Genomic DNA, 26,196 nt, shown 5'->3' on the forward strand with positions numbered 1-26,196 from the left:
TTTACACTATGCGAATATTAGTTACCGGAGCAGCAGGTTTTATTGGGTCACACTTATGTGAAAAGTTAGCTTCGTTGCATCATGAAGTTGTTGGAATAGATAATTTCAATAATTACTATGACGTAAAACTAAAAGAATTAAACGCATCCGATTTGGAAAAAGTTGGTGTAAAAATTTTTAGATTAGATTTGAACGATGATTTAAAATCGGTTTTCGAAACTCCTTTTGATTATATCTATCATTTAGCTGCTCAACCAGGAATCTCTTCAGATACTTCGTTAAATGATTATATTACTAATAATATTTATGCAACTCAAAACTTACTTGAAAGTGTTTTAAAGTATAATTCAGATTTAAAGTTATTTGTAAATATTTCTACGTCATCTGTTTATGGTTCTGTTGCTACAGTTGATGAAGAAGTAACTCCAAAACCAATTTCATTTTACGGAACAACAAAACTGGCTGCAGAACAACTAGTTTTAGGTTTGGAAAGAACTAACAAACTTAAAGCTTGCTCAATTCGTTTGTATTCTGTTTATGGACCAAGAGAGCGTCCAGAGAAATTATATACTAAATTAATTGATAATCTGCATAATAACCAACCATTCCCATTATTTGAAGGAAGTGTGAAACACGAAAGAAGTTTTACCTTTGTTGGAGATATTGTTGATGGATTGGCTTCAATTATTGGTAACGAATCTATTGTTAATGGTGAGATTATTAATCTTGGTACCGATGTAGTTAATACAACTCAAGAAGGAATTACTATCGTTGAAGAGATAATGAATAAAAAACTGGTGATTGATCATCAACCAGCACGTAAAGGCGATCAACAGAAGACATCAGCTGTAATAAATAAAGCTATAAAGTTATTAAACTACAAACCAAAATCTACGCTAAAAGAAGGACTTCAAAAGCAAGTAGATTGGTATTTTGAAAAATTTGTAAAGTAATTACAGGTTATTTTTTAGAAAAACTTCCAAATCGGGAATGATAATTTCAGGCGTCAATTGAAGATAAAATTCTCTTGGATTTTGTTCTATTTGTTTGCGCTCTTCATAAGTAAAACCATCATATATTTCAGGTTTTTTATCTAACAAATGAATGGAATGATGTTTTATTCCATCTTCAAAACTTGCCCAATGTGCTTTGTTTACATAAGGTGAAAATATAGTAAAAGTTGGTTTTTGAAGTGCTTTTGCAATATGAACCGTTCCACCTTCATTGGCAACCAATACATCACATTGATTCATTAATTTGATGAAATCTCTAATGCTTGGTGCATAGATATCTAAAATGATGTTTTGTTTGTATTGACACATTTCATAAATAGCTAAAGCATCTTTTTTTTGATGTGGCGAATAGTTGAAAAGGAGGTAAGCATCATAATTTTTTGCTATGTAATCAATAATTGTTGCTACATATTCAAAAGGCATTGATTTCTGTGGCGTACTGCCTAAAACCCCTAACATGATTACTTTTTTATCACGATAATTTTTCAACCAATTTTCATTTTTTTCACTTTCAGAAAGAAATAATTTTGGCTCGTAATCTATGGGTTCAAAATCGCCAGCATATTCAATAAGATGAACACGATCTTCAATAGCTTTTCCGCAGAATTTTGTTGATGATTGTAAACCTTCTGTTGGATGAGTATAGTAGTTCCAATTGCCAAATCGTTTGCGGCTTTTATGACCAATAGTTTGTTTGGCACCGCTAAATTTACAAATTAATCGGCTTTGCGTTTTTGAATAAGGATCAAAAATAATATCGTATTTTTCTTTTCTAATTTCAAGAATGAACTTAAATAAGTTCTTTATTTTCTTAAGTTCTTTTTCTTTAATAGCAATAATTTTATCAATATTCGGATTTTGCTCTAAAACACCGGTTGTAAAATCATAAGCCATAAAATGAACTTCACTATCAGGATATTTTCTTTTAAAATTATTGGCAATAACCGAGGCAATTAGCACATCTCCAATTCGCTTATTTTGTATAATTAATATTTTCATCCCAAAGTGTTAAAATAAATATCGATTTAATAGAAAACTATTTCTTGGTGCAAAGTACTATTTTTTATACTTTTAAACCAAAATATTAACTCCAACCGTGAAGATTATCCTTAATCCAAAATATAAACAACAAGAAAAAGCTATAATTCAATTAGTTATAAGCTTTTTTGAAGAAGGAAATCTTATAGTAAAAGGTTCTCGAAATACAATCAAATCAAATTTTTTAGGTTCAGAAAAGGTAAATATCAAGTTTTTTAAAAAACCTGGTTTATTTAAATCGATTATTTATTCTTTTTTTAGAAGTACAAAAGCAAAGAGATCGTTTGATTATGCTAATTATTTGATGGAGCATTCAATTTTAACACCAGAACCCATTGCCTACATAGAAGAGCGAAATACTTTTGGTTTATTAGGAGATAGTTTTTACATCAGCCAGCAAATTGATTATGATTTTACCATAAGAGAGTTAATTCACAATCCGTTGTTTCCAAATCGAAATAGTATTTTAGAACAGTTTACTGAATTCACTTTCAAAATGCATGAAGCAAATGTGAATTTTTTAGATCACTCACCAGGAAATACATTAATTATCGACAAAGGAATTAATCAATTCGAGTTTTATCTAATTGATTTAAATCGAATGAAATTTGAAAAACTATCTATTGAAAAACGTATGGATAATTTCAAGAAAATGTGGTTGTCAAGAACAATGATTAAAGTAGTTGCCAAGAAATACGCCGAATTAATTGGTCAGCCAGAAAAGAAAATTCATGCTATTTTGCTTGAAAAGACACTACAATTCAAAAGAAGAATTACAAAGAAAAAATACTTAAAAAGAAAACTAAAGAAATAAAAAAAATCCGAACGTAAATTCGGATTTTTTTATGAGTATTTGATTTTAAACCGCTACATCATATTCTCTTAAAGCATCATTAAGCGATGTTTTTAAATCGGTTGAAGGTTTTCTTTTTCCTATGATAAGTGCACATGGAACTTGATATTCTCCAGCAGCAAATTTCTTAGTGTAACTGCCAGGAATTACAACAGAACGAGCTGGAACAAATCCTTTATATTCAACAGGTTCATTTCCTGTAACGTCAATTATTTTGGTTGAAGCCGTCAAACAAACATTGGCTCCAAGAACTGCTTCTTTTTCTACTCTAACACCTTCAACAACAATGCATCTTGAACCAATAAATGCACCATCTTCGATAATTACTGGAGCTGCTTGTAATGGTTCTAAAACACCACCAATTCCAACACCACCAGATAAGTGAACGTCTTTACCAATTTGTGCACAACTTCCCACTGTTGCCCAAGTGTCAACCATCGTTCCTTCATCTACATAAGCACCAATGTTTACATAACTAGGCATTAAAATTACTCCTTTAGAAATGTAAGCACCGTATCTTGCAACTGCAGGTGGAACTACACGAATACCTTTTTCAGCATAACCTGTTTTCAATAACATTTTATCATGATATTCAAAAATTCCTACCTCATGTGTTTCCATTTTTTGAATTGGAAAATACATAACTACAGCTTTTTTCACCCATTCGTTTACTTGCCAACCGTTCTCTGTTGGTTCTGCAACTCTTAGTTTACCGCTATCAAGAAGAAAAATTACTTCTTTGATAGTGTTTATAGTAGTTTCTTCTTTTAATAATTCTCGGTTATCCCAAGCTTTTTCTATTGTAGATTGTATGTTTTGCATAGTGATTAATTTGTCACAAATATAGTTCAATATCGATAAATTTTCTAATTAAAATGATTGAAAAATTATAATTTATAGTCTAAAATTTTCCATTTTCTTCCTTTTTGAATTTTGTGAAATTGTTTCTTCCAAAACGACATTTTTTTATAAGCTCTTTTTTCAGAAGATAAATATTCTGGATTTATTTTATCAATTTCTACAATCATTTCTTCAAATGATTTTGATTTGTTGTGTTCAAAAAAATGACTTAAAATACCTCTAAATTCTTTAAAGTACCAATAATGGTGAATCCAATTTTGAGACTCAATAGGTTTTGTTTTTCTCTGAAAAAAATAATTGAATGAAATTTGTTCCATCACAAAAAGTTGATTTTTAGAATACAGTTCATCAACTAATTCTTCGACCATTCTAAGTTGGTTAGAATAACTAGAGTTAAATCCAATAACACCAGCATTCCAAACAGTAAAATCGGAATCAATTTTTATAGTTTCATTTAATGATGGAATCTTAAATTCACTTTCATTTTTCAAAAAAGCTTTCATTTTCCTAGCAATTCCACCTTTATTATCAATTAATTTGCCTTCACATTTATCAAAATAAATAGCATTAGAATTGATGTTGTTAAAGATTTCAGAACAGTTTTTTGTGAAGTAAGTATCAGAATCTAGATAAAGAAAATTGCCTTCATATTTTGATACTACATCTTGAATTACTTTAACTTTTACTCTGTGAACAAAGTTATGTTTGCCTTTCCAATTTGTTATTTCATCATTAGAAAGTTCAATATATATTATGGATTGGGGTAATTTCTTTTTAAAAAAATCTGTAGAATCTGAATAAATAATTATTTGATTTTCATCTACTTTATGAAATTTTAAATAAGAAAGAATAGAATACAAAGCTTCGTTATAGAAGTTCTCATTTCCAAAAACTGAATAAACTAGATAGTTGTTCAACTTATTTTTTTTACAAATTTAATGAGTAAAAATTAATAAATTTTGAAAAATAAATATGTTTGGTAAGATTTTTGCATATTTTATTTGTAAAAAAAAATATGAGAACAACTATTATTCTAATGTCAACTTTAACAACAATTTTATTTAGCTGTTCCTGCAATAAAAATGCAAATTCACAATCTAATGAGTCAAGTGTTACAATCACTGCTTCAAGTGATTTAGTTGGAAAATGGAAACTTATTGAGTTAAACGGCAAAAAGAATAGTAATGCATCTTACTATATTCAGTTTTTAGATCAAGAAAGATATGGTGCCTTTGCAGGCTGTAATAGGCTTGGAGGAGCATACAAATTAGAAGGTTCTAAAGTGTTTTTTTCAAAAGGAGTATCAACTTTGATGGCTTGTCCTGATGATGGTTTGGAAAGAGAACTTTCATTATTTCTTGATGGTGAAAAAACTTATGCAAAAACCGATAAAACTTTAGTGATTTCTAATTCAAAGAATGTTGTTGAAGCTAAATTTGAGTTATTTAAATAGTTTTGTTTAAATTACAATTTAGTTAAGGTATTCTATAAAGAGTGCCTTTTTTGTTTTATTTAATTTAGAAAAATTATTTTGACTAATTCAATATCCTATATTTGTATAAAATTATTAAAATGCCAAGAATTCTAGCCATAGATTACGGAATAAAAAGAACAGGAATTGCCGTTACGGATGAATTTCAAATAATTGCATCAGGTTTAACTACAATTCCATCGGAAACCATTATAGCTTTTTTAAAAGAATATTTTGCTAAAGAAAAAGTTGAAAAAGTTATTGTTGGTGAACCCAAACAAATGAATGGTCAACCATCTGAAAGTGCCGAAATTATTGAAAAATTTGTTATCAAATTCAAATCAGAGTTTCCTCAAATGAAAATGGAACGTGTTGACGAACGTTTTACTTCCAAAATGGCTTTTCAAACTATGATTGATAGCGGATTAAAAAAGAAACAACGCCAAAACAAAGGTTTAGTAGACGAGATTGCTGCAACCATAATGCTTCAAGATTATTTATTACGATATAAAATTACTTAGAATTTTTTAACTCGAAACTTGCAACTCGCAACAAAAATTATGAATCAACCTGATGTAATCCTTATCGGAACTGGAATCATGAGTGCCACTTTGGGTGTTTTTCTAAAAGAATTGCAACCTGATATTACTATTGAAATCTATGAAAGATTGGACAAACCAGCTCAAGAAAGTTCTTCAGCATGGAATAATGCAGGAACAGGTCATTCTGCTTTTTGCGAACTAAATTATACACCTCAAAATGAAAATGGCATTATAGAGGTAAAAAAAGCCATCAAAATTGCAGAACAATTCGAAGTAACACGTCAGTTTTGGAGTTATTTGGTTGAGAATGATAAATTGTTAAATCCTGAAAATTTTATCCATTCTATTCCGCATTTAAGTTTTGTTTGGGGAAAAGAAAATGTTGAGTTTCTTCAAAAACGCCACCAAGCATTAATTCAAAATCCACTTTTTTCAGAAATGAAATTTAGTGCAGATTTAGAACAACTAAAATCGTGGATGCCTTTAGTAATGCAAGATAGGAGTGAAGCTGAAAATATAGCAGCTACAAAAATGGATTTTGGAACTGATGTTGACTTTGGCGAATTAACAAAAAGAATGCTTGACTATTTGTCAAAACAAGAAGGCGTTTCAGTTCATTATAATCATGAAGTAAAAAGAATAAAGAAAAAAGAAGATAAAACTTGGCGTTTGAAAATCAAAGATTTGAATTCAGATGAAAAAATAAAATCGAAAGCCAAATTTGTTTTTATTGGAGCAGGTGGAGCATCATTATTGCTTTTACAAGAAGCCGATATTCAAGAAGCCGAAGGTTATGGTGGATTTCCTGTTGGTGGACAATGGTTGAAATGTAATAATGAAGATGTAATACAAAAACATCATTCAAAAGTTTATGGAAAAGCATCTGTTGGCGCACCACCAATGTCGGTTCCACATTTAGATACACGAATTATTAATGGCAAAAAAGAACTTCTTTTTGGACCATTTGCAGGTTTTTCAACCAAGTTTTTGAAGAATGGTTCCTATTTAGATTTATTAGATTCAATTGAATTGGATAATATAAAACCAATGCTTTATGCAGGATGGAATAACATGCCTTTGACAAAATATTTGATAGAACAAGTAATGCAATCAGACGAAAATCGAATGGAAGCTTTACGCGAATATTTTCCAAATGCGATAATGGAAGATTGGGAATTACTCGATGCTGGTCAACGTGTTCAAGTCATCAAAAAAGACGAAAAAGAAGGAGGAACCATAGAATTTGGTACAGAAATTATAACTTGCTCTGACGGAACTTTAGCATGTTTACTTGGCGCTTCACCAGGAGCTTCAACTGCTGTATCGGCAATGATTGATGTCTTAAATCGATGTTTTAAAGATGAAATGAATTCTGCTGATTGGCAAGAAAAATTAAAAAAAATGATTCCTTCATTTGGAAAACCTTTGAATGAAAACCCTGAGTTAATAAAATCAATTAGAGAAAAAACAAGCAAAACCTTGAAATTACAACACTAATTTATTTTTTTAATTACTTTTGCACTTTGGATTCAAAAAATCTAAAATCTAAAATCAGAAATCTAATATAAGAATGATATTACCAATAGTTGGCTACGGCGATCCAGTTTTAAGAAAAGTATGTGATGATATCACTTCAGAACATCCAAATTTGCAAGAAATCATCGCAAATATGTATGATACTATGTATAACGCCTATGGTGTTGGTTTAGCTGCGCCACAAGTAGGTTTGCCAATTCGATTATTTGTAATTGACACTGAACCTTTTAGTGATAGTGAAGATTTAACAAAAGAAGAACAAGAACAATTAAAAGGATTCAAGCAGACATTCATCAACGCCAAAATGTTGAAAGAAGAAGGTGAAGAATGGGGTTTTAATGAAGGCTGTTTAAGTATTCCAGATGTTCGTGAAGATGTTTACCGAAACGAAACCATCACAATTGAATATTTTGATGAAAATTTTAACAAAAAAACAGAAGTTTATGATGGTTTGATTGCCAGAGTAATACAGCACGAATACGATCATATTGAAGGAATTTTATTTACGGATAAAATATCTACACTAAAACGTACGTTAATTAAAAAGAAATTGCAAAATATCATGGATGGTAAAGCAAGACCAGATTATAAAATGAGATTTTGTAATAAAAAAGGAAGATAGTTTTAGATAACAGATTTTAGATTTCAGAAAAAAGAAATTTATTATTGCTATTGAAATTGAAGTTTTATAATATATTTGCCACCGCTTAAAATAATTTTTAGAAAATGAATGTAGAAAAAATATTAGCCATTTCAGGAAAACCAGGTTTATTCGAATTGAAAATTCAAACGCGTTCAGGTTTTGTTGCTGAGTCATTATTAGATGGAAAAAAGATTACAGTTGGAATGAAAAGTAATGTAAGTTTACTTTCTGAAATTTCAATGTACACACATACTGAAGAAAAACCTTTAGTTGAAATTTTACGTGCCATTGCAGTAAAAGAAAATGAAGGACCTGCAATTTCTCATAAAGAAGATAATGCAAAGTTGATTGAATATTTTTCTCAAATCGTACCAGATTATGATGAAGATAGAGTATATCCATCAGATATCAAGAAAGTATTGAATTGGTACAATATGCTTCAAGGAAAAGGAATGGTTTCTAAAGAAGAACCAAAAGTTGAAAACGCTGAATCTGTTAAAGAACAAGTAGTTGAAGAAGTAACCCGAGGCAAAGCCGAACTGAGCGAAGCTAAAGCTAAAAAAGAAACTGCCGAAAAACCAAAAGCTAAAGCAAAAAAATAGTTAATTACTTTTTTATAAATACAAATCCTATTGCTCAAATTGTGTAATAGGATTTTTTATTTTTACAAAAATCAAAATCATGAATTCAAGACAACAACAACTCGATGCTTTCAATAGATTATTAGATATTATGGACGATTTGCGTGCCAAATGTCCTTGGGATAAAAAACAGACTATAGAAAGTCTTCGTCATTTAACCATTGAAGAAACTTATGAACTTGGTGATGCTATTCTAAATAATGACTTGCAAGAAGTTAAAAAAGAATTAGGTGATTTGTTGTTACATATTGTGTTCTATGCCAAAATAGGTAGTGAAACTAATGACTTTGATATGGCTGATGTTTGTAACGAAATTTGCGATAAGTTAATCCATCGTCATCCTCATATTTACGGTGATGTGGAAGTAGCTGATGAAGAAGAAGTAAAACAAAATTGGGAAAAACTCAAACTTAAAGAAGGAAAAAAATCGGTTTTGGAAGGTGTTCCAAAAGGTTTACCAGCATTAGTTAAAGCTTCTAGAATTCAGGATAAAGTGAAAGGAGTTGGATTTGATTGGGAAGAGCCACATCAAGTTTGGGATAAAGTACAAGAAGAATTACAAGAACTTCAAGTAGAAATTGCTTCCGGAAATCAAGACAAAATTGAAGCTGAATTTGGAGACGTTTTATTTTCCATGATAAACTATGCAAGATTCTTGAAAGTCAATCCTGAAGATGCTTTAGAACGTACTAATAAAAAATTCATTAAGCGTTTTCAATATTTGGAAAGCAAAGCTGAAGAACTCGGAAAACCATTAATGGATATGACATTAGCTGAGATGGATGTTTTTTGGAACGAAGCGAAGAAGTTGTAACTACAATATTTTATAATTCTTTTGATTATTTAAAAATACTTATATTTGAAAACTAACCAACCAAAAACTAACCAATGTCAGAAGTAAAACACGAATTAAAACGTTCCTTAGGATTAATTGATGCCACAAGTATTGTTGCAGGTTCCATGATTGGATCTGGAATATTTATTGTTACAACACAAATGGCAAAAGATGTAGGATCAGCTGCATGGATTTTGGTAATTTGGTTGGTAACTGGTTTGCTTACAATGAGTGCAGCATTGAGTTATGGTGAATTAGCAGGAATGATGCCAAATGCTGGCGGACAATTTGTGTACATCCAACGTTCTTATGGTAAATTAGCATCATTTCTATATGGTTGGACAGTTTTTACGGTTATTCAAACTGGCGTAATCGCCGCTGTTGCGGTTGCTTTTGCCAAGTATTCGGCAGTATTTTTCCCAGTTTTAGATACTGAACTTATAAAAATTGGCGATAGTTTTGTTTTTACCAATAAGCAAATTTTAGCCATGGCTAGTATATTATTATTAACATACATCAATACTAGAGGAGTTAAAACAGGTAAATCAATTCAATTATTTTTTACTTCAACCAAATTGATTGCTCTTTTTGCATTAATTATTTTAGGATTGTATGTTGGTTTAAAAACGGATGTTTTATCCAACAATTTTGCAAATATGTGGGATGCCTCAAAAACCGTAGTAAATCCAGACGGAAGTATTACCGTAACAAAATTAGTCGGAATAGGTTTAATAGGAGCAATGGGAGCAACAATTATAAACTCACTTTTTTCAAGTGATGCATGGAACAATGTTACTTTTATTGCTGGCGAAATTAAAGATCCCAAAAAGAACATTCCACGAAGTTTATTTTTAGGAACTTTAATTGTAACTATCATTTACATTTTAGCCAACGTAGCTTATTTGGCTTTACTTCCAATAAATGGAACTCCAGATTCAGGTAGTGTTTTAGGAAACGGAATCATGTTTGCCAGCGAAGATAGAGTAGGAACTGCTGCAGCCAATATGATTATGGGAAATATTGGTGTTTTTGTTATGGCAGGATTGATTATGATTTCAACTTTTGGATGTAATTCAGGCTTAATTTTATCTGGTGGAAGATTGTTTTATGCTATGGCAAAAGACAACTTGTTTTTTAAAGCAGCAGGTGATTTAAACGATAAAGATGTTCCAGCAAGAGCACTTTGGTTACAATGTTTATGGGCTTGTATACTTTGTATTTCTGGTAAATATGGTGATTTACTTACTTATGCCACATTTGCATCACTTTTGTTTTATATATTAACTATCTATGGAATTTTTATTTTAAGAAAAAAAGAACCTAATGCTGAGCGTCCTTATAAAGCATTTGGTTATCCTGTTATTCCAATTTTGTATATTGTTATAACCGCTTTAATTTGTATCTCTTTACTGATATATGATACTAAAAGTACTGGTTTAGGACTTTTTATCGTGGCATTAGGAATACCAGTATATTATTTATTTTTGAATAAAAAAGAGTAAAATGGAATTACCTTATTATGCTGTGATTTTTACTTCAAAAAGAACAGAAATTGACGAAAATTATTCTGAAATGGCTACCAAATTGGTTGAATTAGCTCAATTGCAAGAAGGATTTCTAGGTATTGAATCTGCTAGAAACGAGATTGGTATTACAGTTTCTTATTGGAAAACATTAGAAGATATTAAGAATTGGAAACAAAATTTAGACCATCTTGATGCCCAAAAATTAGGTGCTTCAAAATGGTATGAAAATTATACAGTAAGAATAGCTTTGGTTGAAAAAGAATATAGTTTTGAAAAATAAACTTATTCAGACATTCTTTTCAACTTATTTCTGTCAACAATAGCGATTTTTTTACCAATTAATTCAATCAATCCAGTTTTGTTGAATTCAGAAAGTAATCTAATGCAACTTTCTGTTGCAGTTCCAATCATTCCTGCAAGTTCTTCTCTTGATAATTGAATGTGAAGTGAACCATCTTCATTTTTACCAAAAGTATCTTCAAGATGCAATAACGTTTCCGCTAAGCGTTCTTTTACACTTTTTTGTGCTAAAGAAACCATGTGATCATCGGCATCTTTCAAGTCTCCACAAATGGTTTTCATGACGTTCATAGAAAATTGATTATTCTCATTAAAGAATTCCATAATCTCCTTTTTTGGAATAAAGCATACTTCCATATCTTCAAGTGCAACAGCACTTAGATTAGTAGGTTCTTCACTTATTAAGGAACGTTGACCCAATAATTCGCCTGGTTTTACCAATTTTACAATTTGATCTTTACCATTGGCACTCAACTTTGTAAGCTTGCAAACGCCATCTTTAATACAGAAAATACCATTAGTAGTTTCTCCTTCTTCAAAAATCGGTTCTCCTTTTTTAATAATGTAAGAGGTCTTACATTCTGCCATTTTAAGAAGTTCTTCTTTATTTAATGCCTTAAGCGAGCTAAATTGTCTAACGATACATTGTTCACATTTACTCATTGGAGATAGTTTTATTGATTTACAAAAATAGTGAATGTATGACAATTATCATATTTTAATTTTAACTATTGTTCCACCTTTGTCTCAGGTAAAATGAGCAAATTTATGGACACAAAAAATTGTTTCCATTGTGGTAATGAAATTATAAAAAAAGACGAAGTTCTATTTGATGAAAAAAGTTTCTGTTGTAATGGTTGTAAGACTGTTTATGAGATTTTTAGTCAGAACGACATGTCTTGTTATTATGATTTTCAAGCATCTCCTGGTGCAACACCACTGGATATTAAAGGTAAATATGATTTTTTAGACAATGAAGAAATTGTTACTAAACTTCTCGAGTTTCAAGAGGATGCAACCGCTATTGTTTCACTCTACATTCCTCATATACACTGTAGTTCGTGTATTTGGATTTTGGAAAATCTACAAAAGCTTCAATCAGGAATAAGTACTTCTCAAGTTAATTTTGGTGAAAAGAAAGTTAGAATTAATTTCAATTCTGATAAAACTTCGCTAAAACAAATTGTAGAAATGTTAAGTTCTATTGGATATGAGCCATACATTTCGTTAGAAAATTTTGATGAAGGAAAAAAGAAAGTAGATCGAACTTTAATTTATAAAATAGGAGTAGCATTTTTCTGTTTCGGAAATATCATGCTACTATCGTTTCCCGAATATTTTGAAGTGGAAGAATTTTGGATTAATCAATATCGTGTTTTTTTTCGATGGTTAATTTTTGCACTTTCACTACCTACATTCATTTATTCTGCAAGCGGATATTACGTTTCTGCTTGGAAAAGTATAAAATCAGGGCTTTTAAATATTGATATTCCTATTGCTTTGGGAATTGTTGTAATGTTTATTAGAAGTACTGTCGATATTGTCTTTGATTACGGACAAGGTTTTTTTGATAGTATGTGCGGTTTGATTTTCTTCATGCTACTTGGAAAATTATTTCAGATAAAAACTTACGATTTTCTTTCTTTTGAACGTGATTATAAATCCTATTTTCCAATTGCAGTTACTAGAGTTACATCCGATGGTAGCGAAGAATCGGTTCAAGTTTATGATATTGTAAAAGGAGACAGATTATTAATCAGAAATCAAGAATTACTTCCGGTTGACGGAATTTTAATTTCACCAAAAGCATCCATCGATTATAGTTTTGTGACAGGAGAAGCAGTTGCTATTGAGAAAAAATCAGGAGATAAAGTTTTTGCAGGAGGAAAGCAATTGGGCAAAGTCATCGAAATGGAAGTTCTTTTTTCTGTGTCCAATAGTTATCTAACTCAATTATGGAGTAATGATGTTTTTCAGAAAAGAGTCGAGCAACAACATAAAACCATTACCGATAAAATCAGTCGTTATTTCACACCTGCTTTGTTAGGATTGTCTATTGTGTCCTTTTTATATTGGGTTTTTATTGATGTTACCACAGCTTTTAATGTCTTTACAGCTATTCTAATTGTGGCTTGTCCATGTGCTTTAGCTTTAACAGCACCTTTCACAATGGGAAATGTTTTACGAATTCTCGGAAACAGAAAATTTTACTTAAAAAATGCATTAGTAATAGAACAATTAGCTAAAGTTGATAGTATTGTTTTTGACAAAACAGGAACAATTACAACAAATGAAAAAACAGCAATTACCTACGAAGGTTCTGAACTGAATTCCGCAGAATTGAGATTGTTAAAAAACGTTTTACGTGGTTCTAATCATCCATTGAGTAGAAGATTGTACGATTTTATTCCGAATCAAGAAAAGTTAGATACAACAAGTTTCGAGGAAATAATCGGAAAAGGAATTTTTGCCGAAATTGAAGGAGTTAAAGTAAAATTAGGATCATCTCAGTTCTTAAAAACCATGACAGAAAACACACATAAAAAAACCAAAGTGCATGTGGAGTTTAATGGAGTTTATAAAGGAAGTTATGTCTTTAATAATCAATACAGAGAAGGCTTAGAGCGATTATTTGAACAACTTTCTAAAAAATACAATCTAATAGTTTTATCAGGAGATAATGATGGTGAGCGTAAAATTTTAGAAAAAATGTTGCCATCTAATACCTCTTTAGTTTTCAATCAAAAGCCTGAGCAAAAATTACAATACATAGAAAGTTTGCAAAAAGAAGGTAAAAATGTAATGATGATAGGAGATGGACTAAACGATGCCGGAGCTTTAGCACAAAGTAACGTTGGAATCTCAATTTCAGAAAATGTAAATGTCTTTTCACCTGCCTGTGACGGAATTTTAGACGCATCCCAGTTCAATAAAATAGCTTTTTTTATGAATTATTCTAAAAATGCTATGAAGACAATTTACATGAGTTTTGGTTTGTCTTTATTGTATAATGCTGTAGGATTGAGTTATGCAGTTTCAGGAAATCTGTCTCCAATTATTGCGGCCATTATTATGCCATTGAGCACAATAACTATTGTGAGTTTTGTTACAATAATGACCAATATATATGCAAGAAAAAGATAATTAAATATAACTTTTGAGTATCGAAAGTCAATATTTTTAATGTAATAATTCAAGTATGATAAATATCATATTTTATAAATAAAGGGTAAAGTAATTTTGTTAACACAAATTTAAGGTATGAGTGTCATTTACATGTTAATCACAATTAGTATAATCGTAGCTATTTTCTTTTTATATGCTTTTATAAGAGCTGTAAAAAGCGGTCAATACGATGACGATTATACACCATCAGTCAGAATGCTTTTTGACGATGAACTTCGCAAAGAAACTAACAAAAATCAAATACAAATAACAGAAGAAAAACAATTATAATTATGGACAAACAACAATTTTATTACGACAACAAAATTGTAAGAAACTTCATTTATGCCAGCATCGTTTTTGGTGTGGTTGGTATGTTGGTTGGATTAATATTAGCATTTATGTTTTTATTTCCAAATGTAACTAGTGGAATTTCTTTTTTAAGTTTTGGTAGACTTAGACCATTACACACTAATGCAGTAATCTTTGCTTTTGTGGGTAATGCAATGTTTGCAGGAGTTTATTACTCAATGCAACGATTGTTAAAAGCTAGAATGTTTAGTGACTTTTTGAGTAAACTTCACTTTTGGGGTTGGCAATTAATCATTGTTTCTGCTGCAATCACTTTACCATTAGGTTACACAACTTCAAAAGAATATGCTGAGTTAGAATGGCCAATTGATATTGCCATAGCATTAATTTGGGTTGTATTTGGTATCAACATGATTGGAACTATTATTAAAAGAAGAGAAAGACATATTTACGTAGCGATTTGGTTCTACATTGCGACTTTTGTTACGGTTGCTGTTCTTCATATCTTTAATAGTTTAGAATTACCTGTTTCTGGATTAAAATCTTACTCAGTATACGCTGGTGTTCAAGATGCTTTGGTTCAATGGTGGTATGGACATAATGCGGTTGCTTTTTTCTTAACGACACCTTTCTTAGGAATGATGTATTATTTTGTTCCTAAAGCGGCAAATCGTCCTGTATATTCATATAGATTATCTATTATCCACTTTTGGTCATTAATCTTTATTTACATTTGGGCTGGACCTCACCATTTATTATATTCTGCACTGCCAGATTGGGCTCAAAATCTTGGAGTTGTATTCTCTATCATGTTAATTGCTCCATCTTGGGGTGGTATGATTAATGGTTTATTAACTTTAAGAGGTGTTTGGGATAAAGTAAGAACCGATTCTGTGTTGAAATTTTATGTAGTTGCAATTACAGGTTATGGTATGGCAACTTTTGAAGGACCAATGTTATCTCTTAAAAATGTTAATGCTATTGCTCACTTTACAGATTGGATTATTGCTCACGTTCACGTAGGTGCTTTAGCTTGGAACGGTTTCTTATCTTTTGGTATGATATATTGGTTAATACCTCGTATTACTAAAACAAAATTATATTCTGAAAAACTTGCCAACTTCCATTTCTGGATTGGTACTTTAGGTATTATTTTATATGCTCTTCCAATGTATGTTGCAGGATTTACTCAAGCTTCTATGTGGAAACAATTTGATGCACAAGGTGCTAAATTAGAATATGGTAACTTCTTAGAAACAGTTACTCAAATTATGCCAATGTATTGGATGAGAGCCATTGGAGGAACTTTATATCTTACAGGAGTAATTGTATTAGTTTACAATATTATTAAAACAGTAAAACAAGGTTCTGCTGTAGAAGACGATGCTGCAGAAGCTGTAGCGCTAACAACTATTAGTCCTAACAGATTAAAAGGTGAAAAATGGCACGCTTGGTTAGAAAGAAAACCAGTTCAATTCATGCTTTATACTACAGTAGCTATTTTAATTGGTGGAGCTGTTCAGATTTTGCCAACAATTTTAGTAAAATCAAATATACCAACAATTGCTGCAGTTAAACCTTATACACCTCTTGAATTACAAGGAAGAGATTTATATATCAGAGAAGGATGTGTAAGTTGTCACTCTCAATTAATTAGACCTTTCCGTTCAGAAGTTGAACGTTATGGTGACTATTCTAAATCAGGAGAATTTGTTTATGATCATCCATTCTTATGGGGTTCTAAACGTACAGGACCAGATTTAGCAAGAGAAGGTGTGAAACGTAACAACCCATTTGTAGGAGGTAGAGATAATGTTTGGCATTTCAATCACATGTATGACCCACAAAGTATTTCATCTGGTTCAATTATGCCAAGTTACCAATGGTTAATTCATGACAAACTTGATAATTCACTTATTCAAAGTAAAATGAAAGCAATGGTAACACTAGGTGTTCCATACACTGACCAAGAAATTGCAGATGCTATGAAGAGTATTGACAAACAATCTACTGAGATTGAAACGACATTGCTTACTAATAATGAAATTAAAAAATCTTTTGGAAATGAAACTGCTGTTCCATTGAAAAATAGAGAGATTGTAGCACTTATAGCTTATCTACAAAGATTAGGTACAGATACTTACGTTAAAGATAAAAAAGAATAGTTATGTTGAAATTTGTAAAACACAATTTAGAAACTATTGATGGTGTAGCAATATACCCAATAATATCACTAACTATATTCTTTACTGCTTTTGTATTGTTCACAGTTTGGGCTATGACTTACAGCAAGGATACTATAAAAGAAATTAGTGATCTTCCGTTAAACGACTAATTTAATTACACATTTAAAAAGTAAAAAAATGAAAAAATTATTTCCATCATATGTAAGAGTTCCAGTGATTTTTGCCATCGTTATGATTGCAATGGAATATTTTATAGATTCAGGAGACCAGCCAGCTTTCATAAAGTATCCTATGCTATCTTTATTTCTTGCTGTATTCCTGTTCTTGTTAGTAGCCATAGAAATTGTGGTTAGTGCAGTAGATAAAGTGACTTATCATTTGTTAACTGATGATCAGAAAAAACAATTAGAAGAAGCACAATCAATTCCATTTACTGAAAGTAAATTCTATCAAGGAATCATGAATAAATTTACTCGTTCTAAAGATATCGAGCAAGAATCTGATATATTGTTAGATCATGATTACGATGGAATTCGCGAACTTGATAACGTGCTTCCACCATGGTGGGTAAATTTATTTTATGCAACCATAATTTTTGGACTAGTTTATATTGTTAGATTCCATGTGGTTAATGATTATACTCAGGCACAAGAATTTGATCAAGAAGTAGCATTAGCCAATATTGAAATTGAAAAAAATAAGGCCGCAAATCCTGTTGAAGAAGTTACAGTAGATAAAGTTACTTTATTAACAGATGCAGAAAGTTTAGCAAAAGGGAAAGAAATTTTCACTAATGCTTGTGCTGCATGTCACAAAGCAGATGGAGGAGGAGTAGTTGGTCCAAACCTAACTGACCAATTCTGGATTAATGGTGGCGGTATTAAAAATGTATTTAAACTGATTGCAGAAGGTAGTAAAAACAATCCAACTATGGTTGGTTGGGCTAAAACACTTGGAACCAAAGAGGTTCAAAAAGTAGCAAGTTATGTTTTAAGTTTACAAGGAACTAAACCAGCAGGAGCAAAACCAGCTGAAGGAGAAAAATGGGTTGAAGAAGCTGCTCCAAAAACTGATGCACCAGCAACAGCTGCAACAGATACAACTAATGTTGCAACAACAAAATAATGTATTTAATGAAAGGTTTTAAGTTTAACTTAAAACCTTTCAAAATTATACGAGCTTAAATTCGTAAAAAATAAAAAAAATGGCAACCAATTTACCTGATGATAGTTTTAGAGATACTATTGCAACTATTGATGAAACAGGAAAAAGAGCTTTTATTCATCCTAAAAAGCCATCTGGACCTTTTTATGATAAGCGTAAAATAGTAAGTTATTTTTTACTACTGTTTTTATTATCAGCTCCATTTATCAAAATTAATGGAAATCAGTTTTTGATGTTTAATGTTTTGGAAAGAAGGTTTAATATTTTTAGTTTTCCTTTTTGGCCTCAAGATTTTCACCTTTTTGTGATTTCAATGATAATAGGAGTAGTTGGTTTAGCACTATTTACTGTTGCATTTGGTAGAATTTTTTGTGGTTGGTTTTGTCCTCAAACAATTTTTATGGAAATGGTTTTCCGTAGAATTGAATTTTGGATAGATGGTGATAGAGCACAACAAATTAGATTAGCAAAGCAAGATTGGGATGGAGAAAAGATAAGAAAGAGAGTAACTAAATGGATCATCTTTTTTATAATTTCTTTTATAATTGCTAATGTTTTTCTAGCTTATTTGATAGGTAGTGATAAACTAATATCATTTATTTTAGATGGACCAACCAAAAACGTAAGCACATTAATATCTTTATTAATCTTCACAGGAGTTTTCTATTTTATATACGCATGGTTTAGAGAGCAAGTTTGCATTATAGCTTGTCCTTATGGTAGAATGCAAGGTGTTTTATTGGATAACAAAACCATAAATGTCGCTTATGATCACGTAAGAGGTGAAGGTGAAATAGGAAGAGCTAAATTCAATAAAAATGAAGATAGAGCTGCTTCAGGAAAAGGTGATTGTATCGATTGTAAAGTTTGCGTTCATGTTTGTCCAACAGGAATTGATATTAGAAATGGAGTTCAATTAGAATGTATCAATTGTACTGCATGTATCGATGAATGTGACACGATTATGGAGAAAGTTGGTTTGCCAAAAGGACTCATAAGATATGCCAGCGAGGATGAAATCGTAAAGAAAGAGAAGTTCAAACTTACTACAAGAATGAAAGGTTATATTGCAGTTTTAGCAATATTAATTGGAGTTTTTATAGGTATGCTTTTCTTAAGAAATGATGTTGAAGCAACAATTTTGCACATGCCAGGTCAATTGTTTCAACATGAAGGAAGTAATATCACAAACATTTATAATTACAAGATTGTCAATAAAACAGAAGGTGAATTTAGTAATGTGACTTTTAAATTAATTGAGCCTAAAGGTGAAATTAAATTGGTTGGAAGCCCATTTATCAAAGTACCAAAACAAGGAATTACTGAAGGGTCAATGTTTGTTAAAGTGCCTGAAAAAGATTTGAAAGGAGAAAAAATTGATGTTAAAATTGAAGTTTACGATAACAATAAACTTATAGAAACAACAACAACCAATTTTACAGGTCCAAGAAATTTCAATTAATAATAAGATTATAATAATTAAATAAAAAAGGTTATGAAAATCAATTGGGGAACAGGAATAGTAATTGCATTTGCACTTTTTATGAGTTTTATCTTATTCTTTGTTTTCAAAGTGCAATCCGATAGTAAATATGACAACGAATTAGTGGTTGAAAAATACTATTTGAAAGAACAAACATTTGAAAAACAAATGGAAAAAGAGCAAAATGCTCACGATATGTCTGAAGCAGTAAAAATTACTACTTCTGAAAACGGAATAATGATAGCATTTCCTGATGGATTTGATATCTCTAAAATAAATGGAAAAGTGTCCTTATACAGACCGTCAAACAAAAAATTAGATTTTGAGGTTCCTATCTCACTATCTAGTCCACATTTGCTCATACCTAAAAGTAATTTGGTTGGCGGTCGTTGGGACATTTCTATAGATTGGTCTTATGAAGGTAAAGAATTCTTAAGTAAAGAAACTATTTTATATTAACAAGCGTCATGCTTTACTCAGCTCTCATATTCGGTTTGATTAGTAGTTTGCACTGTATTGGTATGTGCGGTCCAATTGCTATGATGTTGCCTATAGATAGGAGCAATCCAACAAAAAAAGTAATTCAAATAATGCTTTATCATTTGGGTAGATTGTCTGCCTATGCATCATTAGGACTTATTTTCGGAATATTGGGTAAAGGATTTTATATGGCTGGTATCCAACAACACATATCAATAATTGTTGGAATTTTAATGATTGTAATTGTATTAATTCCTGAGCGAGTGTTCATGAAATATAATTTTTCTAAACCAGTTTATAAGTTAATATCTAATGTAAAAACAAGTTTAGGAAACCAATTTAAAAGAAAATCTCCGGATGCTCTTTTTACCATTGGATTGTTAAACGGATTTCTCCCATGCGGATTGGTTTATGCTGCTCTCTTTGGAGCCATAGCCATGCAAAATGTAACTTTAGGTGTAACCTATATGTTACTTTATGGATTGGGAACCATACCAATGATGAGTGCTGTAGTTTATATATCTAATTTCTTATCTATTCCAATACGAAGTAAAATGCAAAAGTTAATTCCTGTTGTTACAGTTATTATCGGAACGCTCTTTATTTTAAGAGGATTAGGATTAGATATTGCCTATATATCTCCAAGTAACATGAATTTGTTTGTGCAAGCAAATGCAAATTGTCATAATTAATTAACTAAATGCAAACTATTATGGAAAGACATGATTTAATCCACGAGTTTCCTGAATATCAGGATAAAATCCACCAATTAAAAGTTGAAGATACTCATTTCAGAAAAATATTCGATGAATATCACGAATTAGAACATAGAATTCACAATATCAATACTGGTGAAGAAATTGTAATAGATGAATATGCTCATGAGTTAAAAGCAAAGTTACTACATCTTAAAGATGAGATTTATTCTCACCTTAATAGATAGTAATTTTATTTTGGGTTTTAAAGAAAAGCACGCTGTAAGGCGTGCTTTTTGATTTTGTAATATTGTACAAACATTTTAAAAGAATCTACTTACAATCAAAGCTAAAATATCTTTCATATTTACTAACTTTTTAATTAGTAAAATATACTAGTTTTATACTAATTTCGTTATCGATTTAATACCAATATTTCAATGTATAAAAAACTCCTTTTTCCGCTAGTTGCGTTGTTATTTTTATCTTGCGAAAGTAAAAAGAAACATGATGTCATTAAGTCTTTTTGCTATTGGAAAACCGATAGTTATTTTGGACAAGAAGAAGATACTCTTGCCAAACAAATGAATCTAAAACACATGTACGTTCGCTTTTTTGACGTCGATTGGAATCCATATGCAGAAGAAGCCCAACCTGTAGCAACCGTTTATAATATTCGAATTACTGATGGTTTAAATATTACACCAAGTATTTTTATTACTAATGATGTACTTTTAAATTCGTCAAAGCCTCAATTGGATATTTTGTCTGAACGAATAGCAATTCGCATAAAAAAAATCATTGATAAATATCAAACTGAAAAAGCGAGTGCTTTAGCATACAAAATTGCAGATGCAGATTATGAAAGACAAAAAGGAAATGCTTTTCAATCTAGATTAAGCACAGATTCCATAATAATAGCGGAAAAGCCAAAATTCGAGAAAGACATTCAAGAACTTCTTTTTGATTGCGATTGGACCGAATCATCTAAAGACAATTATTTTTATTTATTAGAGAAATTGAAATCAAAATTTTCAAACTATAAAATTGCTTCAACTATTCGACTTTGGCAATATAAATATTATGAAAAAGCAGGAATTCCTCCAGTGGATAAAGGGCTTTTAATGTGTTACAACATGACAAATCCAACCGAATATAATACCAAAAATTCTATCGGTACAAGTGATGAATTAGCTGATTATGTTACGCATGATAAATATCCATTAGAATTAGATATTGCTTTGCCTTTGTTTAGTTGGTCGGTTTTATTTCGTGGTGGCGAATTTAAAGGTGTCATTTCCGATTATCAAGAATTTGAAAAAAGTCCAACAATTTTCAAAAAAGCAGATGATAACAAATACACTTTGCAAGATGACATTCAAATAGGAAATTTCTACGCGAGAAATGGTGATGAAATAAAAATTGAAAAAATTTCAGATGAAGAAATTGACGAAATGATTGATATAATTACAGAAAAAGTAAAAATTTCAAACACTACCAAAGTTACCTTCTTTTCATTCGATAAAAAATACATAAACGATTATGGAGTTCAAAATATATCCAAGTATTATGAAAGTTTTTAGTGCTTTTTTTCTGTTATTTAGTATTCAAATTTTTGCTTGTGGATGGAGCGAGACTCCCGAAACAACTCGTTTAGCGTTATTTCGTGCAGAACGAATAAACAATGTAAAACTACGACCATTTTGCTATTCTGCCGATTATTATATGTCGGTAAAAGAAGGAAAAAATGCCGATCAAATTAGAAATTGTAAAGAATGGCAAGCCAAACTTGGCAACCAAATTTCTATTGATGACATCTACGAAATTCTTTATAATACTGAATCGGAAAAGTTTGAAAATGCTTCTAAATCTAAAGTTTTACAAAATGTATTTAAAGACAATTCCTTTATTGAAGCATTGGCTTTACCAAAGAACAAATTGTTTTTCGAATATATTTCATTAGCCAAAAAGATTGAATACAACAATTTAGGAGGAAATAAATGGGAATCTTGGGATGATATTCAAGTAGATTATTATCATGAAAAATCTAAAGTGAAAGCGGTAATTTCAAATTTCAAAAATAAATTGCAATCTACCAAAGATGCTTTTCTAATTAAAAGATATGCATTTTTATTGTTGCGATATGATTTTTATAACAACGGAACTTCTAAAGAAATTGAAGAGTTGTATCAAAAATATTTTACATCTAAAGACAATTCTATTTTAAATCCTTGGGCGATGCACTACTTTGCTATGTCTATAGAAGATAAAGCATTAAGAAATTATTATTTAAGTAAAGTCTTTGTTTCATGCGATGAAAAAGCATTTGCTGTAATGCTAAATTTTCATGATAAAATCATTGAAGAAACATTAAAATATGCAAAAAACGATTTTGAAAAAGGAATAATTTTGGCATTAAAATGCATGAGAAATCCATCACCAGCTTTAAAAGACTTGAAGGAAATTCAACAATTAATTCCTCAAAGTGAATATTTTAGTTTTCTTGTTGGAAGAGAAATCAACAAATTAGAAGATTGGATTTTTACACCAAAATATACCGAAAATTCTCCATCAGTGGTTTTTGAAACTCAAGATTGGTATACCGATTATGAAAAAGCCAAAAAAGAAAACGAAATTAATGATTATGCTTACTTAAATGAGTTGAAAGCATATCTAATAGAGATTCAATCGCAAGCTGTTAGTGAGCAAAAAGATTTTTATAATACTGCCATTGCACAATTATGTTTTATAAACGATGAAATTGATTTAGGTAAGCAATATTCCAATAAAATTTCTTCGAATGCAAATGCAAGTATTCAACTTCAAAAGCATATCCAATTAGCTTTAATTGCTTTAAAACAAGGAAATATTTCTGATGAAAAAACGAAACAAATTCTATTCGAAAGTTTCAATGCTATTGAAGATATTGTAGAAAATGATGCCACACTTTTTAAAAGTATGTATTCTTTATATCGCATTGCGAGTAAACAATATTTAGATAAAAAAGATGCTGCAACTGCTGGTTTATTGTTTTTAAAATCAGAAAACAAGAAGACATATTCAGATAATTTAGGTGGATATTATAGCTATTATGAGGACCAATACTACTATTATTACATAGGTTATTTCGAGCGTTTTGCAAAAGAAAATGATATCGATAACCTGATAGCATTAATTCAAAAAGAAGACAAAACTCCTTTTGAAAAGTACATTTGTTCGGGCACGACATTTCAAGACATAAATGCTTACAAAGATGTTAAAGGAACGCTTGCTTTTAGAAATAATAATTTAGAATTAGCTCAAAAAACCTTTGCTGAAATTCCGAAAGAGTTCTATGAAAAAACCTATGAATTTAAATACTATTTAAATGAAAATCCATTTATTCCAAAGGTTTTAGTTTATGGAACTAAGGAAAGAAAATATGATTATAAATTTGATAAAGCCAATTTTGTTGCAACTTTAATTAAGTTAAAAAAACAAAATACAGCCGAAAGTAATTTGAAATTGGCTCATGCTTATTACAATGTGTCTTCTGTTGGAAATGCTTGGATGATGACAGCTTATGGATTGTCTTCGGGTGAATATAGTTTTGCAGATTATGTTTTTGGTGGCAATAGAGTAGATAAAGAAGTAACATTTCAAAATGGGAATTTTTATAATCTTGAAATGGCAAGACAATATTATCAAAAAGCTTTGCAATTAGCTAAAAATAAAGAGATAAAAGCAATGGCAAGTTTAATGATTTTTGAATGTGATTTAACCAAACATTATTCTTTCGCAAAGCCTTATGAAGAAAATCCGAAACCATTTATTGCAGGAATTGAAATCAAAAACTTTCTAACAATTTATAAGAATACCAAAACGTATCAACAATATAATTGTCCATTGTTAGATCAGTTTTTAAATTAATTTGCAATAAAATAAGGGAATTAAAAAATACTTTTAATTCCCTTATTTTATTATCAATTGATAATTATACAGTCATTGAAAATAATTCCGTTTGTGGCGCATTTCTTTTTAAGCGTAAATCAAATGCCATACAAATGTTTCTGACAAATGGTTTACCTTTTTCTGTAACTTGTATAGATTTACTTGAAATTTTTACCAAACCATCAGTTTCCATTTCATGAAGTTGATTGATGATTTCTGGTAATTCAGGAAAAAAGTCGCTATCATTTTTCCAAGAAGTTTCAAATTGGCACATCAAATTTAGAATATGTTTTCTAATAATTAAATCTTCATCTGTTAGAATATGTCCACGAAAAACTGGCAATTCATTAGCATCTAATCTTTTGTAATAGTCTTCAATAGTTTTTTCATTTTGTGCAAAACTGTACCAACTATCGCTTATAGAAGAAACGCCAAGTCCAATCATCAATTGTGTTTTGGATGAAGTGTAACCCATAAAATTGCGGTGTAAATTTCCTTTTTGAAATGAATCATACATGCTATCGGTTTCTAAAGCAAAATGATCCATCCCAATTTCATGATAATTATTCTGCGATAATCTATTTTTTCCGGCTTCATAAAGTTGACGTTTTTCATCATCTTTAGGCAAATCTTCACCTTTAAATCCGCGTTGTCCGTTACCTTTTATCCAAGGCACATGCGCATAACTATAAAATGCCAATCTATCTGGTGAAAGCGATTTTGTTTTATCAATCGTATCAATTACATCATTCAAAGTTTGAAATGGTAATCCAAATATTAAATCGTGACCAATTGAGGTATAACCAATTTCTTTGGCCCAAAAAGTAACTTTCGCCACATTGTGAAACGGTTGAATTCTATGAATAGCTGTTTGAACTTTACTAGAATAATCTTGCACACCAAAACTCACTCTTCTAAATCCTAAATCATAAAGTGATTGTAAATGTCTTCTTGTGGTGTTATTTGGATGACCTTCAAAGCTAAATTCGTGGTCTTTGGCTTTGATTCCACGTGTAAAAATTCCGTTGATTAAAGCTTCTAAATTTTCTGGTGAGAAGAAAGTAGGTGTTCCGCCACCAAGATGAATTTCTTTGATAATGGGTTTATTTGGTAATAAATCGCAATACAAATTCCATTCTTTTAAAACCGCTAAAACATACGGATTTTCAACTTCGTGATTCTTTGTTATTCGTTTGTTGCAACCACAAAAGGTGCACATGCTTTCGCAAAAAGGTAAATGGATATATAGACTAATACCTTCTGAAGCATTAGATTCGTTGAATGATTTTATAAAAGTATTTTTCCATTGTTCCAATGAAAATAAATTTTCTTCCCAATAAGGAACCGTCGGATAACTTGTATATCTTGGTCCAGGAACATTATATTTTTGAATTAAGGAAATTGACATGATGGTCTACTTTTAAGTTTCAAAAGTAACCTGAGTTCTGTTATAAAAAAATGATAATTGTCATATGAGAAAGAACAGAAAATAGAAATGATAGGAGAGATTTTATTTTGTATA

General features: G+C 30.5%; 26 protein-coding genes. 21 read left to right on the forward strand and 5 right to left on the reverse strand.

What is annotated here, in order from left to right; translation table 11 throughout:
* The first annotated feature begins 8 nt into the window (after positions 1-8).
* Positions 9-953, forward strand: coding sequence for an NAD-dependent epimerase/dehydratase family protein (locus tag ACYU7A_RS14550; RefSeq protein ID WP_460577688.1), 945 nt, complete (start codon positions 9-11; stop codon positions 951-953).
* Here the strand turns inward: ACYU7A_RS14550 and ACYU7A_RS14555 are convergent, their stop codons facing one another.
* Complete coding sequence (locus ACYU7A_RS14555) at positions 954-2,012, reverse strand: glycosyltransferase family 9 protein (RefSeq protein ID WP_460577689.1); 1,059 nt, start codon at positions 2,010-2,012, stop codon at positions 954-956.
* Positions 2,013-2,109: 97 nt separating this feature from the next.
* On the opposite strand from ACYU7A_RS14555, the gene ACYU7A_RS14560 reads away from it, so the two are divergent.
* Positions 2,110-2,865, forward strand: a complete 756-nt coding sequence (locus tag ACYU7A_RS14560; RefSeq protein WP_460577690.1) for a lipopolysaccharide kinase InaA family protein — start codon at positions 2,110-2,112, stop codon at positions 2,863-2,865.
* 45 nt (positions 2,866-2,910) lie between these two features.
* Here the strand turns inward: ACYU7A_RS14560 and ACYU7A_RS14565 are convergent, their stop codons facing one another.
* A complete protein-coding gene (locus tag ACYU7A_RS14565) occupies positions 2,911-3,726 on the reverse strand; it encodes a 2,3,4,5-tetrahydropyridine-2,6-dicarboxylate N-succinyltransferase (protein ID WP_396143923.1) in 816 nt (271 codons plus the stop codon).
* 65 nt (positions 3,727-3,791) lie between these two features.
* Positions 3,792-4,682, reverse strand: coding sequence for a hypothetical protein (locus ACYU7A_RS14570; RefSeq protein ID WP_460577692.1), 891 nt, complete (start codon positions 4,680-4,682; stop codon positions 3,792-3,794).
* Between the two features lie 98 nt (positions 4,683-4,780).
* Here ACYU7A_RS14570 and ACYU7A_RS14575 point away from each other — a divergent pair, with 98 nt between their 5' ends.
* The 8 genes from ACYU7A_RS14575 (at position 4,781) to ACYU7A_RS14610 (ending at position 11,239) form a co-directional block, all read left to right on the forward strand.
* Complete coding sequence (locus tag ACYU7A_RS14575) at positions 4,781-5,218, forward strand: META domain-containing protein (RefSeq protein ID WP_460577693.1); 438 nt, start codon at positions 4,781-4,783, stop codon at positions 5,216-5,218.
* 119 nt (positions 5,219-5,337) lie between these two features.
* Positions 5,338-5,757, forward strand: a complete 420-nt coding sequence (gene ruvX, locus ACYU7A_RS14580; RefSeq protein ID WP_460577695.1) for a Holliday junction resolvase RuvX — start codon at positions 5,338-5,340, stop codon at positions 5,755-5,757.
* Positions 5,758-5,796: 39 nt separating this feature from the next.
* A complete protein-coding gene (locus ACYU7A_RS14585; protein ID WP_460577696.1) occupies positions 5,797-7,275 on the forward strand; it encodes a malate:quinone oxidoreductase in 1,479 nt (492 codons plus the stop codon).
* A 73-nt stretch (positions 7,276-7,348) separates the two neighbouring features.
* Positions 7,349-7,936 carry a peptide deformylase gene (gene def, locus ACYU7A_RS14590; protein WP_298302640.1) on the forward strand — a complete coding sequence of 196 codons (588 nt, stop codon included), beginning with the start codon at positions 7,349-7,351 and terminating at the stop codon, positions 7,934-7,936.
* A 104-nt stretch (positions 7,937-8,040) separates the two neighbouring features.
* Positions 8,041-8,559, forward strand: coding sequence for a DUF5606 family protein (locus ACYU7A_RS14595; protein ID WP_460577698.1), 519 nt, complete (start codon positions 8,041-8,043; stop codon positions 8,557-8,559).
* A gap of 79 nt (positions 8,560-8,638) precedes the next feature.
* Positions 8,639-9,412: a nucleoside triphosphate pyrophosphohydrolase gene (mazG, locus tag ACYU7A_RS14600; RefSeq protein WP_460577699.1), complete on the forward strand. Its 774-nt coding sequence runs from the start codon at positions 8,639-8,641 to the stop codon at positions 9,410-9,412.
* Between the two features lie 74 nt (positions 9,413-9,486).
* Positions 9,487-10,935 carry an APC family permease gene (locus ACYU7A_RS14605; protein WP_460577700.1) on the forward strand — a complete coding sequence of 483 codons (1,449 nt, stop codon included), beginning with the start codon at positions 9,487-9,489 and terminating at the stop codon, positions 10,933-10,935.
* Position 10,936: 1 nt separating this feature from the next.
* Complete coding sequence (locus ACYU7A_RS14610; RefSeq protein WP_460577702.1) at positions 10,937-11,239, forward strand: antibiotic biosynthesis monooxygenase family protein; 303 nt, start codon at positions 10,937-10,939, stop codon at positions 11,237-11,239.
* Positions 11,240-11,241: 2 nt separating this feature from the next.
* On the opposite strand, the gene ACYU7A_RS14615 is transcribed toward ACYU7A_RS14610, so the two are convergent.
* Complete coding sequence (locus tag ACYU7A_RS14615) at positions 11,242-11,922, reverse strand: Crp/Fnr family transcriptional regulator (protein ID WP_460577703.1); 681 nt, start codon at positions 11,920-11,922, stop codon at positions 11,242-11,244.
* Between the two features lie 105 nt (positions 11,923-12,027).
* Between ACYU7A_RS14615 and ACYU7A_RS14620 the strand changes: the two genes are divergently transcribed.
* From ACYU7A_RS14620 to ACYU7A_RS14670, 11 genes are all read left to right on the forward strand, one after another.
* Entirely contained in the window at positions 12,028-14,403 is a 2,376-nt protein-coding gene (locus ACYU7A_RS14620) for a heavy metal translocating P-type ATPase (protein WP_460577705.1), read from the forward strand.
* Between the two features lie 117 nt (positions 14,404-14,520).
* The gene (gene ccoS / locus ACYU7A_RS14625) at positions 14,521-14,715 is read left to right on the forward strand and encodes a cbb3-type cytochrome oxidase assembly protein CcoS (RefSeq protein ID WP_298302622.1); all 195 of its coding nucleotides are present in this window, start codon (positions 14,521-14,523) and stop codon (positions 14,713-14,715) included.
* A gap of 2 nt (positions 14,716-14,717) precedes the next feature.
* The gene (gene ccoN / locus ACYU7A_RS14630) at positions 14,718-16,901 is read left to right on the forward strand and encodes a cytochrome-c oxidase, cbb3-type subunit I (protein WP_460577706.1); all 2,184 of its coding nucleotides are present in this window, start codon (positions 14,718-14,720) and stop codon (positions 16,899-16,901) included.
* 2 nt (positions 16,902-16,903) lie between these two features.
* A complete protein-coding gene (locus ACYU7A_RS14635) occupies positions 16,904-17,071 on the forward strand; it encodes a CcoQ/FixQ family Cbb3-type cytochrome c oxidase assembly chaperone (RefSeq protein WP_298302616.1) in 168 nt (55 codons plus the stop codon).
* Positions 17,072-17,099: 28 nt separating this feature from the next.
* The gene (locus tag ACYU7A_RS14640; RefSeq protein WP_460577708.1) at positions 17,100-18,047 is read left to right on the forward strand and encodes a cbb3-type cytochrome c oxidase N-terminal domain-containing protein; all 948 of its coding nucleotides are present in this window, start codon (positions 17,100-17,102) and stop codon (positions 18,045-18,047) included.
* Positions 18,048-18,126: 79 nt separating this feature from the next.
* Complete coding sequence (gene ccoG / locus ACYU7A_RS14645) at positions 18,127-19,548, forward strand: cytochrome c oxidase accessory protein CcoG (RefSeq protein WP_460577709.1); 1,422 nt, start codon at positions 18,127-18,129, stop codon at positions 19,546-19,548.
* Positions 19,549-19,581: 33 nt separating this feature from the next.
* A complete protein-coding gene (locus ACYU7A_RS14650) occupies positions 19,582-20,028 on the forward strand; it encodes a FixH family protein (RefSeq protein ID WP_298302608.1) in 447 nt (148 codons plus the stop codon).
* 8 nt (positions 20,029-20,036) lie between these two features.
* Positions 20,037-20,741, forward strand: coding sequence for a sulfite exporter TauE/SafE family protein (locus ACYU7A_RS14655; RefSeq protein ID WP_460577711.1), 705 nt, complete (start codon positions 20,037-20,039; stop codon positions 20,739-20,741).
* A gap of 20 nt (positions 20,742-20,761) precedes the next feature.
* Positions 20,762-20,992: a YdcH family protein gene (locus ACYU7A_RS14660; protein WP_298302603.1), complete on the forward strand. Its 231-nt coding sequence runs from the start codon at positions 20,762-20,764 to the stop codon at positions 20,990-20,992.
* 192 nt (positions 20,993-21,184) lie between these two features.
* Positions 21,185-22,327: a hypothetical protein gene (locus ACYU7A_RS14665; protein WP_460577712.1), complete on the forward strand. Its 1,143-nt coding sequence runs from the start codon at positions 21,185-21,187 to the stop codon at positions 22,325-22,327.
* Positions 22,287-24,653 (forward strand): hypothetical protein, encoded by a 2,367-nt coding sequence (locus ACYU7A_RS14670; RefSeq protein ID WP_460577713.1) that lies wholly within the window; start codon positions 22,287-22,289, stop codon positions 24,651-24,653. Before ACYU7A_RS14665 ends, ACYU7A_RS14670 begins: the two co-directional genes overlap by 41 nt.
* Positions 24,654-24,717: 64 nt before the next feature.
* Here ACYU7A_RS14670 and hemN read toward each other — a convergent pair whose 3' ends face one another.
* Positions 24,718-26,082, reverse strand: coding sequence for an oxygen-independent coproporphyrinogen III oxidase (gene hemN, locus ACYU7A_RS14675; RefSeq protein WP_460577715.1), 1,365 nt, complete (start codon positions 26,080-26,082; stop codon positions 24,718-24,720).
* Positions 26,083-26,196: the final 114 nt, after the last annotated feature.

Source organism: Flavobacterium koreense, assembly GCF_054776075.1.

Coding starts and splice junctions, on each gene's coding strand:
- ACYU7A_RS14550 (WP_460577688.1), top strand. CDS start 9: ATGCGAATATTAGTTACCGGAGCAGCAGGTTTTATTGGGTCACACTTA.
- ACYU7A_RS14555 (WP_460577689.1), bottom strand. CDS start 2,012: ATGAAAATATTAATTATACAAAATAAGCGAATTGGAGATGTGCTAATT.
- ACYU7A_RS14565 (WP_396143923.1), bottom strand. CDS start 3,726: ATGCAAAACATACAATCTACAATAGAAAAAGCTTGGGATAACCGAGAA.
- ACYU7A_RS14575 (WP_460577693.1), top strand. CDS start 4,781: ATGAGAACAACTATTATTCTAATGTCAACTTTAACAACAATTTTATTT.
- ruvX (WP_460577695.1), top strand. CDS start 5,338: ATGCCAAGAATTCTAGCCATAGATTACGGAATAAAAAGAACAGGAATT.
- ACYU7A_RS14585 (WP_460577696.1), top strand. CDS start 5,797: ATGAATCAACCTGATGTAATCCTTATCGGAACTGGAATCATGAGTGCC.
- def (WP_298302640.1), top strand. CDS start 7,349: ATGATATTACCAATAGTTGGCTACGGCGATCCAGTTTTAAGAAAAGTA.
- ACYU7A_RS14595 (WP_460577698.1), top strand. CDS start 8,041: ATGAATGTAGAAAAAATATTAGCCATTTCAGGAAAACCAGGTTTATTC.
- mazG (WP_460577699.1), top strand. CDS start 8,639: ATGAATTCAAGACAACAACAACTCGATGCTTTCAATAGATTATTAGAT.
- ACYU7A_RS14605 (WP_460577700.1), top strand. CDS start 9,487: ATGTCAGAAGTAAAACACGAATTAAAACGTTCCTTAGGATTAATTGAT.
- ACYU7A_RS14610 (WP_460577702.1), top strand. CDS start 10,937: ATGGAATTACCTTATTATGCTGTGATTTTTACTTCAAAAAGAACAGAA.
- ACYU7A_RS14615 (WP_460577703.1), bottom strand. CDS start 11,922: ATGAGTAAATGTGAACAATGTATCGTTAGACAATTTAGCTCGCTTAAG.
- ACYU7A_RS14620 (WP_460577705.1), top strand. CDS start 12,028: ATGGACACAAAAAATTGTTTCCATTGTGGTAATGAAATTATAAAAAAA.
- ccoS (WP_298302622.1), top strand. CDS start 14,521: ATGAGTGTCATTTACATGTTAATCACAATTAGTATAATCGTAGCTATT.
- ccoN (WP_460577706.1), top strand. CDS start 14,718: ATGGACAAACAACAATTTTATTACGACAACAAAATTGTAAGAAACTTC.
- ACYU7A_RS14635 (WP_298302616.1), top strand. CDS start 16,904: ATGTTGAAATTTGTAAAACACAATTTAGAAACTATTGATGGTGTAGCA.
- ACYU7A_RS14640 (WP_460577708.1), top strand. CDS start 17,100: ATGAAAAAATTATTTCCATCATATGTAAGAGTTCCAGTGATTTTTGCC.
- ccoG (WP_460577709.1), top strand. CDS start 18,127: ATGGCAACCAATTTACCTGATGATAGTTTTAGAGATACTATTGCAACT.
- ACYU7A_RS14650 (WP_298302608.1), top strand. CDS start 19,582: ATGAAAATCAATTGGGGAACAGGAATAGTAATTGCATTTGCACTTTTT.
- ACYU7A_RS14655 (WP_460577711.1), top strand. CDS start 20,037: ATGCTTTACTCAGCTCTCATATTCGGTTTGATTAGTAGTTTGCACTGT.
- ACYU7A_RS14660 (WP_298302603.1), top strand. CDS start 20,762: ATGGAAAGACATGATTTAATCCACGAGTTTCCTGAATATCAGGATAAA.
- ACYU7A_RS14665 (WP_460577712.1), top strand. CDS start 21,185: ATGTATAAAAAACTCCTTTTTCCGCTAGTTGCGTTGTTATTTTTATCT.
- ACYU7A_RS14670 (WP_460577713.1), top strand. CDS start 22,287: ATGGAGTTCAAAATATATCCAAGTATTATGAAAGTTTTTAGTGCTTTT.
- hemN (WP_460577715.1), bottom strand. CDS start 26,082: ATGTCAATTTCCTTAATTCAAAAATATAATGTTCCTGGACCAAGATAT.